The organism is Devosia albogilva, assembly GCF_042685625.1.
GTDB classification, from domain to species: Bacteria; Pseudomonadota; Alphaproteobacteria; order Rhizobiales; family Devosiaceae; genus Devosia; species Devosia albogilva.
Genome location: NZ_JBHUNP010000001.1, coordinates 3,241,859 through 3,257,273, shown reverse-complemented (window position 1 = coordinate 3,257,273; position 15,415 = coordinate 3,241,859). Strand labels below are relative to the sequence as shown.

The 15,415-nt window shown below is 63.1% G+C and carries 10 protein-coding genes and 2 tRNA genes; 7 read left to right on the top strand and 5 right to left on the bottom strand.

Going from position 1 to position 15,415, the window contains the following annotated elements; translation table 11 throughout:
* Window positions 1-15 precede the first annotated feature (15 nt).
* The 6 genes from ACFSX5_RS16275 to ACFSX5_RS16250 all read left to right on the top strand — a co-directional run bounded on the left by ACFSX5_RS16275 (window position 16) and on the right by ACFSX5_RS16250 (window position 9,185).
* Window positions 16-2,784, top strand: a complete 2,769-nt coding sequence (locus tag ACFSX5_RS16275) for a glycoside hydrolase family 2 protein (RefSeq protein WP_386834859.1) — start codon at window positions 16-18, stop codon at window positions 2,782-2,784.
* A 190-nt stretch (window positions 2,785-2,974) separates the two neighbouring features.
* Window positions 2,975-4,069 (top strand): ABC transporter ATP-binding protein, encoded by a 1,095-nt coding sequence (locus ACFSX5_RS16270; RefSeq protein ID WP_386834858.1) that lies wholly within the window; start codon window positions 2,975-2,977, stop codon window positions 4,067-4,069.
* Window positions 4,066-4,995 carry a carbohydrate ABC transporter permease gene (locus ACFSX5_RS16265; protein ID WP_386834857.1) on the top strand — a complete coding sequence of 310 codons (930 nt, stop codon included), beginning with the start codon at window positions 4,066-4,068 and terminating at the stop codon, window positions 4,993-4,995. Before ACFSX5_RS16270 ends, ACFSX5_RS16265 begins: the two co-directional genes overlap by 4 nt.
* Window positions 4,992-5,843: a carbohydrate ABC transporter permease gene (locus ACFSX5_RS16260; RefSeq protein WP_386834856.1), complete on the top strand. Its 852-nt coding sequence runs from the start codon at window positions 4,992-4,994 to the stop codon at window positions 5,841-5,843. The genes ACFSX5_RS16265 and ACFSX5_RS16260 overlap by 4 nt, the downstream gene beginning before the upstream one ends.
* Before the next feature lie 98 nt (window positions 5,844-5,941).
* Window positions 5,942-7,264, top strand: a complete 1,323-nt coding sequence (locus ACFSX5_RS16255) for an ABC transporter substrate-binding protein (protein WP_386834855.1) — start codon at window positions 5,942-5,944, stop codon at window positions 7,262-7,264.
* Between the two features lie 67 nt (window positions 7,265-7,331).
* On the top strand, window positions 7,332-9,185 hold the full coding sequence (locus tag ACFSX5_RS16250) for a glycoside hydrolase family 2 protein (RefSeq protein WP_386834854.1): 1,854 nt from the start codon (window positions 7,332-7,334) through the stop codon (window positions 9,183-9,185).
* Window position 9,186: 1 nt separating this feature from the next.
* Here the strand turns inward: ACFSX5_RS16250 and ACFSX5_RS16245 are convergent, their stop codons facing one another.
* Window positions 9,187-10,032, bottom strand: coding sequence for a glycoside hydrolase family 43 protein (locus ACFSX5_RS16245; RefSeq protein WP_386834853.1), 846 nt, complete (start codon window positions 10,030-10,032; stop codon window positions 9,187-9,189).
* Window positions 10,033-10,279: 247 nt separating this feature from the next.
* Window positions 10,280-10,353: transfer RNA gene (locus ACFSX5_RS16240), tRNA-Gly, on the bottom strand.
* A gap of 205 nt (window positions 10,354-10,558) precedes the next feature.
* On the opposite strand from ACFSX5_RS16240, the gene ACFSX5_RS16235 reads away from it, so the two are divergent.
* Window positions 10,559-10,643, top strand: a tRNA-Tyr gene (locus tag ACFSX5_RS16235).
* Window positions 10,644-10,706: 63 nt separating this feature from the next.
* Here the strand turns inward: ACFSX5_RS16235 and ACFSX5_RS16230 are convergent.
* The 3 genes from ACFSX5_RS16230 to ACFSX5_RS16220 all read right to left on the bottom strand — a co-directional run bounded on the left by ACFSX5_RS16230 (window position 10,707) and on the right by ACFSX5_RS16220 (window position 15,398).
* The gene (locus ACFSX5_RS16230) at window positions 10,707-12,695 is read right to left on the bottom strand and encodes a BCCT family transporter (RefSeq protein WP_386834852.1); all 1,989 of its coding nucleotides are present in this window, start codon (window positions 12,693-12,695) and stop codon (window positions 10,707-10,709) included.
* 82 nt (window positions 12,696-12,777) lie between these two features.
* Window positions 12,778-14,427, bottom strand: a complete 1,650-nt coding sequence (locus ACFSX5_RS16225) for an alpha-amylase family protein (RefSeq protein ID WP_386834851.1) — start codon at window positions 14,425-14,427, stop codon at window positions 12,778-12,780.
* Window positions 14,428-14,429: 2 nt separating this feature from the next.
* Window positions 14,430-15,398: a TIGR03885 family FMN-dependent LLM class oxidoreductase gene (locus ACFSX5_RS16220; protein WP_386834850.1), complete on the bottom strand. Its 969-nt coding sequence runs from the start codon at window positions 15,396-15,398 to the stop codon at window positions 14,430-14,432.
* Window positions 15,399-15,415: the final 17 nt, after the last annotated feature.

Genomic DNA, 15,415 nt, shown 5'->3' with positions numbered 1-15,415 from the left:
GGCCCGGAGGACATAATGAACGTTGCGGCTCAACACGCTGGCGACGGAGTGCGCGAGACCATTTCGCTGGACGGGGACTGGGATTTCCGCCACGAGAGCGACGGAGTTGCACGGACGGCCAAGGTTCCCAACCCCTGGCAAGCGGAGTTCGAGGACCTCCGCTACGTGTCCGGGCGTGGCGTGTATGCGCGCAGCTTCAGCGTACCCGAGGGGTGGGACGACGGCGTCGTGGTGATCCGCTTCGGCGCGGTAAACTACCTCGCCGAAGTGCGCCTCAACGGCGAGTTGCTAGGCACCCATGAGGGCGGATACCTGCCGTTCGAATTCGTGCTGCCCCAGGGGATCAGCGGCGAAAACCAGCTGGAAGTCACCGCCACCCTGCCCACAGGGGATCGGCATCAGTACCCAGAGTATCCGTTCGGCGAGATCCCGCACGGCAAGCAGAGCTGGTATGGCCCACTCGGGGGCATCTGGCAGTCGGTGACGCTGGAGCGGCGTGGCGCCGCGCACCTCAGCCACTGCGCCATCTCGGCCGACCCCGATACGGGCGAGGTTCGGGTGACGATCCGGGTATCTGGCGGCACCCGGGCCGAGTTGTCGGTGCTTGCTGGGGACGAACTGGTCGCCACTGGCAAGGGCGATGTTGCCGATGGAGCGGCAGAACTCGTGCTGAAGGTGCGGGAGCCACAGCTCTGGTCACCGGAGCGGCCGCAGCTTTATTCGCTGCAGGTGGATGTGTTCGACGGACAGACACTTGGCGACCGGACCAGCCACAACTTCGGCTTTCGAAAGATCGAAACGCGAGGTGGCAAGCTCTATCTCAACGGCCAGCCGCTCTACATGCGCGGCGCCCTGGACCAGGACTACTACCCCGAGGGCGTGTGCACGCCGCCCTCGCTCGAGTTCATCGAGGATCACTTCCGCAAGGCCAAGGAGTTGGGGCTCAACCTGCTGCGGTGCCACATCAAGGTTCCCGACCCGCGCTACTACGACGTGGCGGACCGGATGGGCATGCTGATCTGGACGGAAATCCCGAACGTCGCGACCTTCACCAAGGCGTCGGCCCGGCGCCTGCGCGACACAATGAAGGGCATCCTGGAACGCGACGGCAATCACCCCTCGATCATCTGCTGGACCATCATCAACGAGGATTGGGGCACCCGGCTCATGGAGAATGCCGACCATCGCCTCTGGTTGAAGGAGACATATGACTGGCTGAAGGCGGAGGATCCGGGCCGACTGGTGGTCGACAACTCCCCTTGCATTCCCAACTTCCACGTCAAGACCGACCTCAACGACTACCACTACTACCGTTCGGTGCCGGAGCGGCGGGCGGAGTGGGAGAAGCTCACCGAGGAATTCGCGGCGGGTGCGGACTGGACGTTCTCACAGCATGGCGATGCAGAGCGGCGCGGCGACGAGCCGCTGATCGTCTCTGAGTTCGGCGTCTGGGGGCTGCCGAACCCGAAGGAGGTGGCCAATCCGGATGGATCGGAACCGTGGTGGATGGAAACCGGGTTCGGCTGGGGCGACAACGCGGCCTACCCGCACGGGGTGCAGCGGCGTTTCGCCGGCTACCACATGAACGACGTGTTCGGCAGCTTCGACGCCTTCATCGAGCAGGTGCAATGGTACCAGTTCGGCAATCTCAAATACCAGATCGAGTCCATGCGGGCGCGTGAGCCGATCCAAGGCTATGTGATCACCGAGATCACCGATGTCCATTGGGAAGCCAACGGCCTGCTGGACATCCGGCGCAACCCGCGGGTGTTTCACAAGCGCTTTGCCGAGATCAATGCCGACGTCGTCATCGTGCCCCTGCTGGACCGGTATTCCGGCTGGGCTGGTGGTTCGTTCACCTTCGGGCTCTTGGTGGCGACTGGCGGCAGCCCGTTGCCGGCTGGCGCCGTGCTGGACTGGTCACTGGAGGGCGGCCGGTCCGGTTCCGCCGACGTACCGCAAGCGGGTGCGCTGGCGGTTGTGGACCTGGGACAGGTCACCACCGAACTGCCGGATGTAGGCAGCAATTGCATGGTGAAGCTTTCGCTCACACTTCAGGGGCCGACCGGCACAGTGGCGCAAAACAGCGTCGACCTTTCTGTCTTCGCGGCCCGCCCTGCCCCGTCGAGTATTCGGGTCCACACGACGGAGGGCAGTCATGCCGCCTTCGTGCACGCCCTGGGCTACACCATCGTTCCGGCCGCCGAAGCTGACGTGATCATCGCGCCGGAACTGGACGCCGACGACATCAAGGCCATGCGCTTCGGTGCGCGGTACCTCGTGCTCTCCGATCCACGGCTGCAGAAGAAGAAGAACCTCCGGTCGGACGGCCCGCTCATCGAGCCGCCATCCATGCCCGTCGATGACGAGCAGCCCGGCCATCACATGGGCCATGAGAGCCAGTTGCCGAACATCGCCTTGACGGCACGCCAAGGTACGATGTGGCGTGGGGATTGGATCGCGAGTTTTGGCTGGATCAAGCGGAGCGGCCCCTTCGCTTCCTTGCCCGGCGGGCCGTTGCTCGACCTCGCCTATGACCGGGTAGTGCCCCGTCATGTGCTGGGAAGCCTTCGGCACTGGGAATATGGCGGCCTCGTTCACGCCGGCGTCGTGGTCGGGTGGGTGCACAAGCTCGCAGCCACCATACTGGAGCGGCGGATCGGTCGCGGCGGCATGGTGGCAACCACGTTCCGCCTGATGCAGGACGAACCCGGCGCAGATCCAGTGGCGGCGACCCTGCTCGATGGACTTATCGCAACTGCAGCAAGTATGGAGACAGAATAGAGCCAGACACATCTTCTGAGATTGAGCGCTCCGAAACCAGTTTCGGAGATGAAGACCTTTGCGCGCGCTCATTGCAATGATGTTGTCAAATAAAGCGACCAATGTGTGTTGACAGAGTAAGCTGCGGATATAGCATTCTGGATGGCGGAAGACTGGAGAACCAGCACCGCTACATGGAGGAGGAGGCAGCATGGCCGACATTCGGCTGACCAAGGTAAGCAAGCGCTACGGGTCTGCCTTGGTGATCGAGGACCTGTCGCTCGACATCAGATCGCGGGAGTTCGTGGTCTTTCTCGGGCCCTCGGGATGCGGGAAGTCGACGCTGCTGCGCATGATCGCCGGCCTCGAGGACATTTCCGGCGGCGACATCTCCATCGCCGGCGAGGTAGTCAATGAGGTGCCTGCCCGACACCGGGGCGTGTCGATGGTGTTCCAGAACTATGCGCTCTACCCGCATATGTCGGTTTACGAGAACATCAGCTTCGGGCTTCGCAATACCGGCGTACCGAAGGACGAGATCAAGCGGCGGGTTACCGACGCCGCTCGTATCCTTCGGATCGAGGAACTGCTGGACCGCAAGCCGAGGGACATGTCGGGCGGCCAGCGCCAACGCGTCGCCATCGGGCGCGCCATCGTCCGCCAGCCGCGAGCCTTCCTGTTCGACGAGCCGCTTTCCAATCTCGATGCGGAACTGCGGGTGCAGATGCGGGCGGAGATCGCGCGGCTGCACCACTCGCTCGATGCCACCATGATCTTCGTCACCCACGATCAGGTGGAGGCCATGACCATGGCGGATCGGATCGTGGTGATGCGCAGCGGGCACATCGAGCAGGTGGGCACGCCGATCGAACTCTACCGCGAACCACGCAACCTCTTCGTGGCCGGCTTCCTTGGCAGCCCGAAGATGAACTTTCTCGAGGGCAAAGTCAGTGCCACCAGTGCTGGCCGACAGACTCTGGATATCGGCGCCAGCCGCCCGATCGATCTCGCCGTCGACTCCCATCCCGGCGAAATCGGTGCTGCAGCAACGCTTGGTTTGCGTCCCGAGCACCTGCAATTGACCGGCCCTGAGGACGGGGCACTCAGGGGCAAGGTCGAGCTCGTCGAAAAGCTCGGCAATACCACGCACCTGCACGTGGCCCTGACCGACGGGCGGCTGGTGATCGTGGAAGATTCCGGGGAGTCCCAGGCGAGAGTGGATGATCTCGTCGGCCTCGACTTTCAGCCTGACCGGGCGCACCTCTTCGACGCCGCCGGCAATGCTCTGCCGAGACTCGCGCCATGACCACCCAGGAGTTGAGCGAGAGCCTCCCCAAAACGGCGATCAACAGGCGCCCCGCCTTCTTCGGCAGGAGCGACGCCTGGCAGGGCTACCTGTTTCTCGCGCCGTTCCTGCTGATCTATTGCGTGTTCCTGGTCTACCCGCTGTTCAAGGGATTCTGGATCAGCCTGCATGACTGGGAGCTCGTCGGCACCTATCGGGAGTTCATCGGCTTCCTCAATTACGAGGACCTCTGGTACGATTCCCTGTTCTGGAAATCGCTCTGGAACACCATCCGCTTTGTCGCCATGACGGTGCCGTCGATGACGATCCTGGCGCTGCTGCTGGCGCTGGCCGTCAGCAAGCGCACCCGCACTCACGCGGTGCTGCGCGCCGTGTTTTTCGGCTCCAGCGTTTTTTCGGTCAGCGTCGTCACCTTCATCTGGCAAATGATGCTGAACGGCGAGCGCGGCATGCTCGCCCACATCGCCGAGGCGATGGGCTTCGTGCCGATCGATTTCCTCCGTGACAGCTTCTGGGCCATGCCCTCGCTGGTGGTCACCACCCTGTGGTGGGGCGTCGGCCTGCCGCTCGCTTTGTTCGTCGCGGCGCTGCAGCAGATCCCAGAGGAACTGTACGAAGCGGCAGAGCTGGACCATGCCTCGCGCTGGACGGTGCTGTGGCGGATCACCCTGCCCTCGATCCGGCGCACCATCGTGTTGGTGCTGGTGCTGCAGATCGTGGCGCACTTCCAGATCTTCGGTCAGCCGCTACTGCTCACCCGTGGCGGGCCGGCCGACGGCACGCGCTCGCTGGTGCAACTGATCTACGACACCGGGTTCCGCGACTGGCAGATCGGCTACGCCGCCTCCATGGCCATGGTGCTGTTCGCGATCATGTTCGTCGTCTCGATGATCCAGCTTTTCCTGGGACGGGAGGAACGGTCATGAGCCGCTTCGCTCGCGCCATCCGGGTGCAGAATCCGTGGGTGGACCGATTGATCCTCGGCGCGACCATCGTGCTGGCGATCCTGTGGGTGATCCCGGCGCTGTGGATCGTGTCCCTGTCGTTCCGGCCCAACTTCCTGTTGATGCGGTCGACGGCGAGCATCCTGCCGATTCCGTTCACCACCGAGAACTACGAGCTGATCCTGCGGCTGTCGCGGGTGCCGGGGTGGTTCATCAACAGCGCCATGACTGCACTGCTGATGACGGCGATGGTACTGATCGTCTCATCACTGGCCGGTTACGCGTTTGCGCGCATCAAATTTCCCGGCCGTCGCATCCTGTTCATCTTCGTGCTGACGGGGCTGATGGTGCCCGAACAGGCAGTGTTCATCCCGCTGCACACGATGTTCGCCGATCTGGGGCTCCATAACACCTATATCGCCCTGGCGACGCCCCGGGTGGCGGTGCCGATCGGGGTGTTCCTGATGACGCAGTTCTTCCGGGCGGTACCCCGGGAGATCGAGGAGGCGGCCGAACTCGACAACGCCAGCCGCTTCACGATCTTCTGGAAGATCATGCTGCCGCTGGCCATTCCGGCGCTGACGACGCTGGGGCTGTTCACCTTTCTCCATGCCTGGAACGACTTTCTGTGGCCGCTGGTGTCGGCGACCGACGACGACTCCTACACGGTGACCGTGGGGCTCGCCTCCATCCAGAGCAACTACGCCCAGACCGAAGGGCTCGGCATGGTCATGGCCTCGGCGGTGCTGGCCAGCCTGCCCGTCTTCATCCTCTACCTGATTTTCCAGCGCTACATCGTCAGCGGGGTTTCCATGGGGAGCGGCCGCTGATTTCTCGCGCCACCGGCGCCACCAGACACGGCACCAATGCCGTCAACGCGCATCGAGCACGCAAGAACCTGCCGATGTTCAAAGGGAGTGAGAATGAAATGAAGCTTGTTCATGGAGTAGCCGGCCTGTTGCTGGCAAGCACGACCCTCGGCATCGCAGCGCCGGCCGGCGCCGTCGACGTCGACTTCTTCCGCTTCTTCGGCGACTGCGCCGACGAATACAATGGCAAGACCGACGTCTCCGCCGCCATCGGCGAGTGCGGCATCATCCAGGCCATCACCAACAAGTTCAACGCCGAGAACGGCCAGGACATCACCGTCGACACCCAGTCGGTGGAATGGGGCCCGTACTACGATCTCCTTTCGGCGACCTATTCCACCGGCAACATCCCGGACATCGCCGTAATGCACCGCTCAGTGCTGCCGAACTTCGTATCCCGTGACCTGGTGGAGCCGCTCGGGGAAGACCTCGAGGCGGCGGGCGTCGACCTGGCCGATTTCCTGCCGGCGGCCAGCGAAGCAGTGACGATCGACGGCACCGTCTATGGCATGCCGATGGACCTCCACACCAAGCTGCTCCACGTCAACATGGACATAATGGAAGAGGCGGGCCTGGTCGAGGATGGCAAGCCGGTCCTGCCGACCAGCCCCGAAGAGTTCCTCGCCCATGCGCAGCAGGTGAAGGACCGCACCGGCAAGCTCTACTTCGCCATGGAGTCCCAGGCGGACTCCCCCTACCCCGTCCGTCTGTTCCTCTCCTGGATCTGGCAGCAGGGCGGGGACGTGTTCAGCGGCGACGGCACCGAGGTGACCATCGATACGCCGGAGGCCCATGCGGCAGCCGAGTTGTTGCAGTCGATCTATACCGGCGGCTTCAACAACTCCGCCTTCGACGGAGCCGGTGCCGAGCAGGCCTTCATCAATGGCGAGGCAGCCATCCTGTTCAATGGCACCTGGGTGGTGAACGCTTATGACGACCACGCCGCCAACCCGGAGTCCGCGCTGGAGAACTACTATGTGGCGCCTCTGCCGAGCCTTTTCGGCGAAGACGCCGTGTGGTCCGACACCCATATGTGGGTGATTCCGACCGACCCGAACCGCAGCGAGGAAGAGAAGCAGGCCGCGCTCGAATTCCTGAAGTTCATCAACGACCATAACTTCGATTGGTCGCGCACGGGTCACATCACCGTGCGTCAGTCCGTGCTCGACTCCGAGGAATTCCAGACCCTGCCGCATCGAGACGAGTATGGATCAACCGCCGACATGGCGCGCGCCGTGCCGATGATCCAGAACCAGCGTGGCATCCAGGAAGACATGGCGACGGAACTCAGCGCCATCTGGCTTGCCAACGGTTCGGTCGACGATGCTCTGAGCAATATGCAGCGGCGCGTCGAGCAGGCGGTCCGCCGCGGCAACCGCTGATCCTCACCGAGCGGCCGGAGGCGCAATTGTGCCTCCGGCCTTTTCACGTCCAAATTTCGAGAGCGCCATGAGCCAGACAGCAGATATGCCCCTTCACCCGCGCCCACGCCTTCGGCGCCCCCGCTGGAGCGATCTTTGTGGCACCTGGCAGTTCGCCTATGACGACGCCGATGCCGGTTTGGGTGAGCGCTGGCACACTCGGCCGGAGCGCTTCGATCGGGCGATCACAGTGCCTTTCCCGCCCGAGTCGGAATTGTCCGGGGTCGACGAGAAGGGTTTCCATCCGGTCGTGTGGTATCGGCGGGAGATCGAGGCCGAAGCTGCGCCCGGTGAACGCCTGCTGCTGCATTTCGGTGCGGTGGACTACCTGGCGATGGTCTGGGTCAATGGCGATCTGGTCGCTACCCACGAGGGCGGCCACACCCCGTTTTCGGCAGACATCACCAACAGCCTGGTGCCGGGCGCCAAACAGGTCATTGTCGTACGGGCGGAGGACCAGCCGCTCGATGCAACACAACCGCGTGGCAAGCAGGACTGGCGGGAACAGCCACACTCGATCTGGTATCACCGCACCACCGGCATCTGGCAGCCGGTGTGGCTGGAGCCGGTTCCGGCTGAGTACGTGGCCAATGTCCAACTGACGCCGGACCTTACACGGGGCATGGTCGGCGTGGAAATCCAGCTCGGCCGGCGGCCGGTGGAGCCGGTCGACTGCCGCATAGAGCTGAGCCTGAAGGGGGAGACGCTGGCCACGCAGCGGCTAACCCTTCGGAGTGCCCAGGCGCTGACCGGAATTCACGTGTCCGGCTTCGAGCACGGGCAGGACCGGGGCAAGCTGCTGTGGACCCCGGAGACGCCCAACCTCATCGACGTTACCGTGACGCTGCTCGATGGCAGTGGCCAGTCTCTGGACGAGGTCGAGAGCTATTTCGGCATGCGCAGCAGCGCGGCGCAGGAGCGCCGTTTCCTGCTCAACGACAAGCCGTACTTCATGCGCTCCGTGCTCGAACAGGGTTATTGGCCGCAGTCGCACCTGGCGGCACCGAGCCCCGAAGCACTGAGGCGCGAAGTCGAACTGATCAAATCGCTTGGTTTCAACGCTGTGCGCATCCACCAGAAAGTGGAGGACCCGCGGTTTCTCTACTGGTGCGACGTGATCGGGCTGATGGTGTGGGGCGAGATGGCCAACGCCTACGAGTTCTCACCCAAAGCGGTAGACCGCTTCACCCGCGAGTGGCTGGAAGCTGTCGAGCGCGACCGCAGCCATCCCTGCGTCGTTGCCTGGGTGCCACTCAACGAAAGCTGGGGCGTACCCGACATCGCGCTGCGTCCCGACCAGCAGGCTTTCGCCACCTCGCTCTATCACCTCACCAAGGCGCTCGATCCCACTCGGCCAGTGATCTCCAATGATGGTTGGGAGCACACTGTGTCGGACATCCTCGGCATCCACGACTACGCCCTGCGCGGGGAACATCTGGTCGAGCGGTATCACACCACCCACGGCGTCGATCGTGTGCAGATCGGACATGGGCCGCAGCGGCGCCGCTTGCTGCTGAACCCAGAGGACCAGCGCGGCCAGCCGATCATGCTCACCGAGTTCGGCGGCGTCAGCTTCCAGCCGGAAAAAGGTCAGCGCTGGTATGGCTATGCGACGGTCGCGAACGAGGAGGAGTATCTCGACCTGTTGCGCCAGCTGTTCGATGCCATTCACGACAGCCCGGAACTGGCCGGCTATTGCTACACCCAGCTCACCGACACACTGCAGGAGCGGAACGGGCTTCTCGACGAGAACCGCGAGCCCAAGCTGCCGGTGGAGGTGCTGCGCGAGATCATCTGGCGGCCATCCGCGGCGATCCTGACCGAGCACCTCGACATCGCCCGGCAGAAGGCGTTTCTCGCCAGCGGCTTTGGCCCACCGTGATTTATTCGGCGGCGCAGCCCGTCACCACTTCCGGCACTCCATTGGTCCAGCGCAGTTCGTCAACGTTGAGGCCACGGAGCTTCATGTCGTCGGACCAGCTGTGATAGACAACCACAGTGGAGCCGTCCTCGAGGCGCACCAGGTCCTGGCCACCCGGCCCGATCAGGCCCTCACCAGTCGAGCTGCTGAGCAGCGGCGTTTCGGACTTGGTGTAGGGCCCCCGGACGTCGTCCGCTACGGCATAGCCCATGGCGTAATTCTCGTTGAAGGCGTTGGCCGAATAGAACAGGTAGTACTTGCCGTTCTCGAGCCACAGCGTCGGCGCCTCGACCACCTTGCCCTCCCACGGCAGGTCCTGCTGGATGAGCCGGGTCGGCTCGCCGACAAGCTGCATCCCGTCCTCGGACAGCTCCTGGATGGAGATCCAGGTGTCGATACCGCAGCAATTGCCGTCGTTCTTCCACAACAGGTACCTGCGGCCGTCCACATCCTCGAACGTGCTCGCATCGATAGCGCCGCCCTCGGCAATGGGGCAGATCAGCGGACCGTCCTGGACAGGATCGAAAGGTCCCTCGGGCGCCGCTGATGTCGCAACTCCGATGCACTGCATCGAGCCGTGCCGGGCCGTGAAGTAGAGAACGTAGCTGTTCGAAGCCTTGAAGTGCGTGACTTCCGGAGCCCAGGTGAAGTGCCTCCTCGCCCAGTCTGGCAACCTCGGCAAGGCGTCGCCAACGTGCTCGAAGGCGGTGAGATCGTCGGAGCGCAACACCGGCACGTTCCCCAGCTCGCTGTTGGTGACGTAAACATAATGATCATCGCCAACCAGCAAAGTGTCCGGGTCGGGCAAGTTCTGCTCCACCCGCGCGAGGTGGCACGAGGCCGCGTGAGCTGGCGATACCGCAGTCCAACACAGCAGGCCGGTCAGAAACAGTGATCTAGCCTTTGCGAACTTCACGAGCTACGCCTCGGCGCCTAGTTCAGGACGCTATCCTATAATTTTCCATGTGAACTGGCCAGCTTCCAGAGCTTGGGCCACAACTCGCTGTCAGTTGGACGCGGAACTCCCGCTCCGAAGCGGTGTCAGGCTTGCGGCCTGGAGCGGGTAGCGGGAATCGAACCCGCGTATTCAGCTTGGAAGGCTGCTGCTCTACCATTGAGCTATACCCGCATCACCGGCGTGCCGGGGCAGTTTCACCTAGCGTGGTTGGCGCCAGGTGACAAGGGCCAGGCGGGTGCACACACGCCGGCGGCTGCAGGAAGATGTCCGGTTTTCCCCAAGCGACAGCAAGGGTGTTGACACCTTGGCTCGGGACCACCATAAACCGGCCGTCGCCGCCCAATGGGCGCCGGCTTCCTACCCGCGATGATGTAGTGGAGGGGTGGGAGAGTGGTTAAATCCATCAGACTGTAAATCTGACGCCTCAGGCTACACTGGTTCGAATCCAGTCCCCTCCACCAGCGGCTTTCCTACACGCAACAGGCTCCCGACGCCCGGCCCCGCAGTAGCGCCCGGGCCCTGCACTATCTGGCGCCGGCCTCATGTTCGGGTGCACCCTGCAGCAGGCGAGCTTCAGGTGATTGTACCAGGCGCAGATAGCGCTCGAACTGAACCAGCACATCTGCAATCAACTGCTCGCGTGTCATTCCGGTGATGTCATAGCCCCGGCCTCCGCTCGAGAAGTAGGTGTGTGCCTCGAATCGCATCTCCGGTTTTCCGACGGCCATGGGCGTGAATGACGGCAAGGGCTGCTCCACAAGGCTGACGCCGTAGATGAAATCGCGGACACCTTCTGCTGGTGAACGAAGTGCAATGCTGCCGTCCTCCTGATCCGACAGCGATGCAGCGCGCCCACGGGCGGTGAGTTCGCCGGCGACCTGCTGCAGGGCCTGTCGGACTTCGTTGTCGATGAAGCGCTCTACTTCGGCTTTGCCGGGCGGCTTCAACATCAAAGCCAGTCGCCGCTGCCATGTGTGTCCTGCGGCGGGGTGAGCGGGCGGGACCGCCGTCCTGTGAACCTGCTGAGCAAGGTCGGCCCGCATACCGACAAAGAGCGACCACACCAGAGCCAGCATGACGAAAGTGAACGGCAGTGCGCTGGCGACCGTGGCGGACTGCAGTGCCCCAAGCCCGCCGGCAAGCAGCAGGCTCGCGGCGACGACCCCCTCCATCGCGCACCAGAATATCCTCTGGCCGGTAGTGGTTTGCGTTTCTCCACCAGCCGCGATGGAGTCGACGACGAGCGAGCCGGAGTCGGACGAGGTAATGAAGAATATCGATACAAGAAGCACGGCCAGCGTCGAAGTAAGCCCCGTCAGTGGCAGGTACTCAAAGAAGCGAAACAGCCCCACCGAGACATCGTCCACAATGGCCTGCCCGAGTGCACCCGCAGCCACTCCAGTATCGATGAAAATACCAGTGTTCCCGAACACCGTCATCCAGAAGAAGGTGAAGCCGGCGGGAATGAACAGTACCGCCGTGACAAACTCCCGCACGGTGCGCCCCCGCGAAATGCGGGCGATGAACATGCCGACGAATGGCGACCACGAGATCCACCAAGCCCAGTAGAACAACGTCCATGCGTCGATCCACGGCGTCGGCTCATAGGCGTAGATGTTGAACGTCCGCAGCACCAGCGTATCGAGGTAAAGCCCAAGGTTCTGAACGAAGTCCCGGAGCAGATCGCCAGTGGGCCCCACCACCAGCACGAAGACCATCAGCAGTATGGCGATGACCAGGTTCGTCTCCGAAAGAATGCGAACACCCTTCTCCAGGCCGCTGACCACGGAAATCGTCGCGAGCAGAGTGATACCGGCGATCAAGGGGAGTTGTACCATCGGATCGATGGGGATCCCGAGCAGGTAGTTCAGCCCCGCATTGATCTGGGAGACGCCCAGGCCAAGCGAAGTCGCGATACCGAACACGGTGCCGACGATGGCGAAAATGTCTACAGCATGGCCAATCGGGCCGTTGATCCGCTCCTTGAGGAGCGGGTAGAGCCCCGAGCGGATCGTGAGAGGCAAGTTATAGCGGTAGCCGAAGTAGGCCAGCGACAAGCCCACCACCGCATAGATTGCCCAGGCATGGATACCCCAGTGGAAGAAGGTCACGCTCATGGCCTCGCGCGTCGCCTGGATGGACCGGGGCTCGGCGGTGGGCGGCAGCATGAAGTGGGTCATGGGTTCGCCCACGGCATAGAACATCAGGCCGATGCCCATGCCGGCGGCGAACAGCATGGCGATCCAGGAGACAAAGCGGAAATCGGGGGTGGATTCGTCCGGGCCGAGTTTCAGCCGGCCGAAGCGGCCGAAGCAGAACAGGATCACGCTGACCAGGAAGATGCCCACCGCGAGCAGGTAGAGCCAGCCGAACGCGTTCAGTATGCCAGCCTGCAAGCCTCCGAAGATGGCACCGGCGTCGGCGGGAAAGAGCACGCCGATTGCAAGGAACATGGCGATGACCCCCACCGCGCCGAAAAACACAGGAGGATTGATGATGAAAGGCTTCAACATGCCCTTACTCCACCTTCCGGGGTTCCGAGACACAAACCCAGCGGAACCGGATGGTTCCTGGTGGCAGTCCAAGGGCGAGGCTCTAGTGCAGGCTCAGCCACCGGGCGTCGTAGCCGCGCAGGGTGAGCGACACGGTGCCATCCGCACTGACGTCAACGTCGCCATCACCTAGGCGATCCAGCAGCGTCCGCCGACCATGCCCGGCCTGCAGCTGGAACGAGATCTTCTTCTCCTCGGGGGCAAGGTTGTGCAGCGCGAACGTCTTTCGCTCTCCCCATTCATAGCTGAGGGCAAGCACCGCAGCCTCCGGGATGGGCAAGAAGCTCCATTCTCCGAAGGCTATTTCCGGCAGCTCGCGCCTCTGCCGGATGAGGCGCTTCATCCAGCTCAGCAATGAAGCATTGTCTCGTTCCTGATCCCTGACATTGACCGCCTTCGCATCCCACTTGCGGCCCTTCAAGAGAGGCCGGCAAAGAGCCTCGGGCGACGCTTCCGAGAAACCGCCGTTTCGGTCCGGCGACCATTGCATGAGCGCACGCACGCTCATGCGGCCGTCGATTTCGAGATTCTCCGCCATGCCGATTTCCTCGCCATAGAAGAGCACCGGCGCCCCAGGCAGCGAGAACATCAGGCTGTAAGCCATTCGTAGGCGCGCCTGATCGCCATCGAGCATGGTCGGGAGGCGGCGGCGCAGGCCGCGCCCGAAGAGCTGCATGTCCGGCTTCGGCCCGAAGGCTCCAAAGACCTCCTGACGTTCTGCCTCGGTCAGCTTGTCGAGCGACCATTCGTCGTGGTTGCGAATGAAGTTCGCCCAGGCGGCCTCATCCGGCAGAGAGGGCATGGCTCGCAGGTTGTGGACCAGCGTCCCGGCGTCCTGCCGAACCAGCGACAGCGCCATAGCCTGGTTGAGGTTGAAGTTGAGGCACATGTGGAGTTCATCGCCGCCATCGTCGCCGTAGAACTTCCGCACTTCCTCATAGTCGAGATTGACCTCGCCCATGAGCAGCGCATCCCCTCTCCGGCGCCCAAGGAAGCTGCGGAGGTTCCGCAGCCAGTCGTGCGGCGCAACGTCCATAGTGTGCACTACCCCCTCGGTCTCCAGCAGGAAGGGAACGGCATCGACACGGAATCCGGACAGCCCGAGCTCCAACCAGAAACCGATGATCCTGCGGATCTCCTCCCGGACGGCAGGATTGGCAACGTTCAAGTCCGGCTGATGCTTGTAGAAGCGGTGGAGGTAGTACTCGCCCGTTGCTTCATCCAGTTCCCAATTGCTGTCTTCCTCATCCGGGAAGACCAGGCTCTCCGACGCACCCTCGGGTATGGTGTCGCGCCAGACATACCAGTCCCGAAACGGGGAGGACTTGTCGGAACGAGACGCCTTGAACCAGGGGTGCTCGGCGGAGGTGTGGTTGACCACTAAGTCGGCGATGACCCTGATGCCGCGATCGCGTGCTGTGCGCAAGAATTCGACGAAATCGCCAAGGGAGCCGTAACGTGGATCCACGGCGTAATAGTCGATGACGTCATAGCCATCGTCGCGATTGGCCGTTGGATAGAAGGGCATCAGCCAGATGCAGGTAACGCCCAGCCCCGCAAGGTAGTCGACCCGCTCGGTCAAGCCGTGAAAGTCACCCACCCCGTCGCCGTTGCCGTCCTGAAAAGTCTCTACGTCGAGGCAGTAGAAGACGGCGTTCTTCCACCAGAGATCGCTGGTCCGGCTTATATCCATGGTCACTTGCCTTCGCGGAGTTTGGGTAGAACCTGCGCGCCGAAAACGTCGATGAACTCCTGCTGCTCCTGGCCGACATGGTGCAGGTAGAGACCGGCAAAACCGAGCTCCAGGAATTCGCCCAATAGGTCGACGAAGCGGGCGGGTTCGTTGGAGATGAGGACGGAGTCGTGCAGGTCCTCCCTGCGCACGAAGCGGGATGCCTCGTCGAAATGCTGCGGTAGTTCGAGATCCCAGCACACAGGCGCGGAGAACACGTTGGACCGCCACTGGTCGAAGGCGATTTCGAGGGCAGCGTCTGCGTCCGGCGCGTAGGAGAGGTGGATCTGGAGGTAGACCGGCTTGCCCTCCCCGCCCCCGGCGTGGAAAGCGTCGATCATTTCACGCAGCTTGTCGTGCGGCTGGTTGATGGTGATGAGCCCATCGGCCCAGCCGCCCACCCATGCCGCAGTCTCCGGGCTGACGGCCGCGCCGATCAGCTTCGGGGCAGCCGTCGGTAGGGTCCACAAACGGGCGCGATCAACGGTGACGAGGCCCTGGTGCGTCACCGTCTCGCCAGCGAAGAGCCGGCGCATGACGTCGACGCATTCGCCGAGCCGTGCATTGCGCGTTGCCTTTTCGGGCCAACGGTCGCCGGTAATGTGTTCGTTCGCCGCCTCACCTGACCCCAGCGCCATCCAGAAGCGCCCAGGGAACATCTGGGCAAGCGTGGCACCAGCCTGAGCAATGATCGCCGGATGGTACCGCTGCCCGGGAGCGTTCACGACGCCAAAGGGCAGCTTGGTCGCCTGCAGGGCCGCTCCCAGCCAGGACCACGCAAAGCCTGATTGTCCCTGCCGTTCGCTCCAGGGCGCGAAATGATCCGAACACATGGCTGCGTCGAATCCGGCTTGTTCGGCTTGCACGACAGCCTTGAGAAGAGAGGCTGGGTCGATCTGTTCGTGGGAGGCATGATATCCGATGATCGCCATTATCCATCCTGTTCCCG

Excerpts from the sequence above, each read along its gene's own strand:
- ACFSX5_RS16270 (WP_386834858.1), top strand. The coding sequence starts at position 2,975 with ATGGCCGACATTCGGCTGACCAAGGTAAGCAAGCGCTACGGGTCTGCC.
- ACFSX5_RS16275 (WP_386834859.1), top strand. The coding sequence starts at position 16 with ATGAACGTTGCGGCTCAACACGCTGGCGACGGAGTGCGCGAGACCATT.
- ACFSX5_RS16260 (WP_386834856.1), top strand. The coding sequence starts at position 4,992 with ATGAGCCGCTTCGCTCGCGCCATCCGGGTGCAGAATCCGTGGGTGGAC.
- ACFSX5_RS16265 (WP_386834857.1), top strand. The coding sequence starts at position 4,066 with ATGACCACCCAGGAGTTGAGCGAGAGCCTCCCCAAAACGGCGATCAAC.
- ACFSX5_RS16255 (WP_386834855.1), top strand. The coding sequence starts at position 5,942 with ATGAAGCTTGTTCATGGAGTAGCCGGCCTGTTGCTGGCAAGCACGACC.
- ACFSX5_RS16225 (WP_386834851.1), bottom strand. The coding sequence starts at position 14,427 with ATGGATATAAGCCGGACCAGCGATCTCTGGTGGAAGAACGCCGTCTTC.
- ACFSX5_RS16220 (WP_386834850.1), bottom strand. The coding sequence starts at position 15,398 with ATGGCGATCATCGGATATCATGCCTCCCACGAACAGATCGACCCAGCC.
- ACFSX5_RS16250 (WP_386834854.1), top strand. The coding sequence starts at position 7,332 with ATGAGCCAGACAGCAGATATGCCCCTTCACCCGCGCCCACGCCTTCGG.
- ACFSX5_RS16230 (WP_386834852.1), bottom strand. The coding sequence starts at position 12,695 with ATGTTGAAGCCTTTCATCATCAATCCTCCTGTGTTTTTCGGCGCGGTG.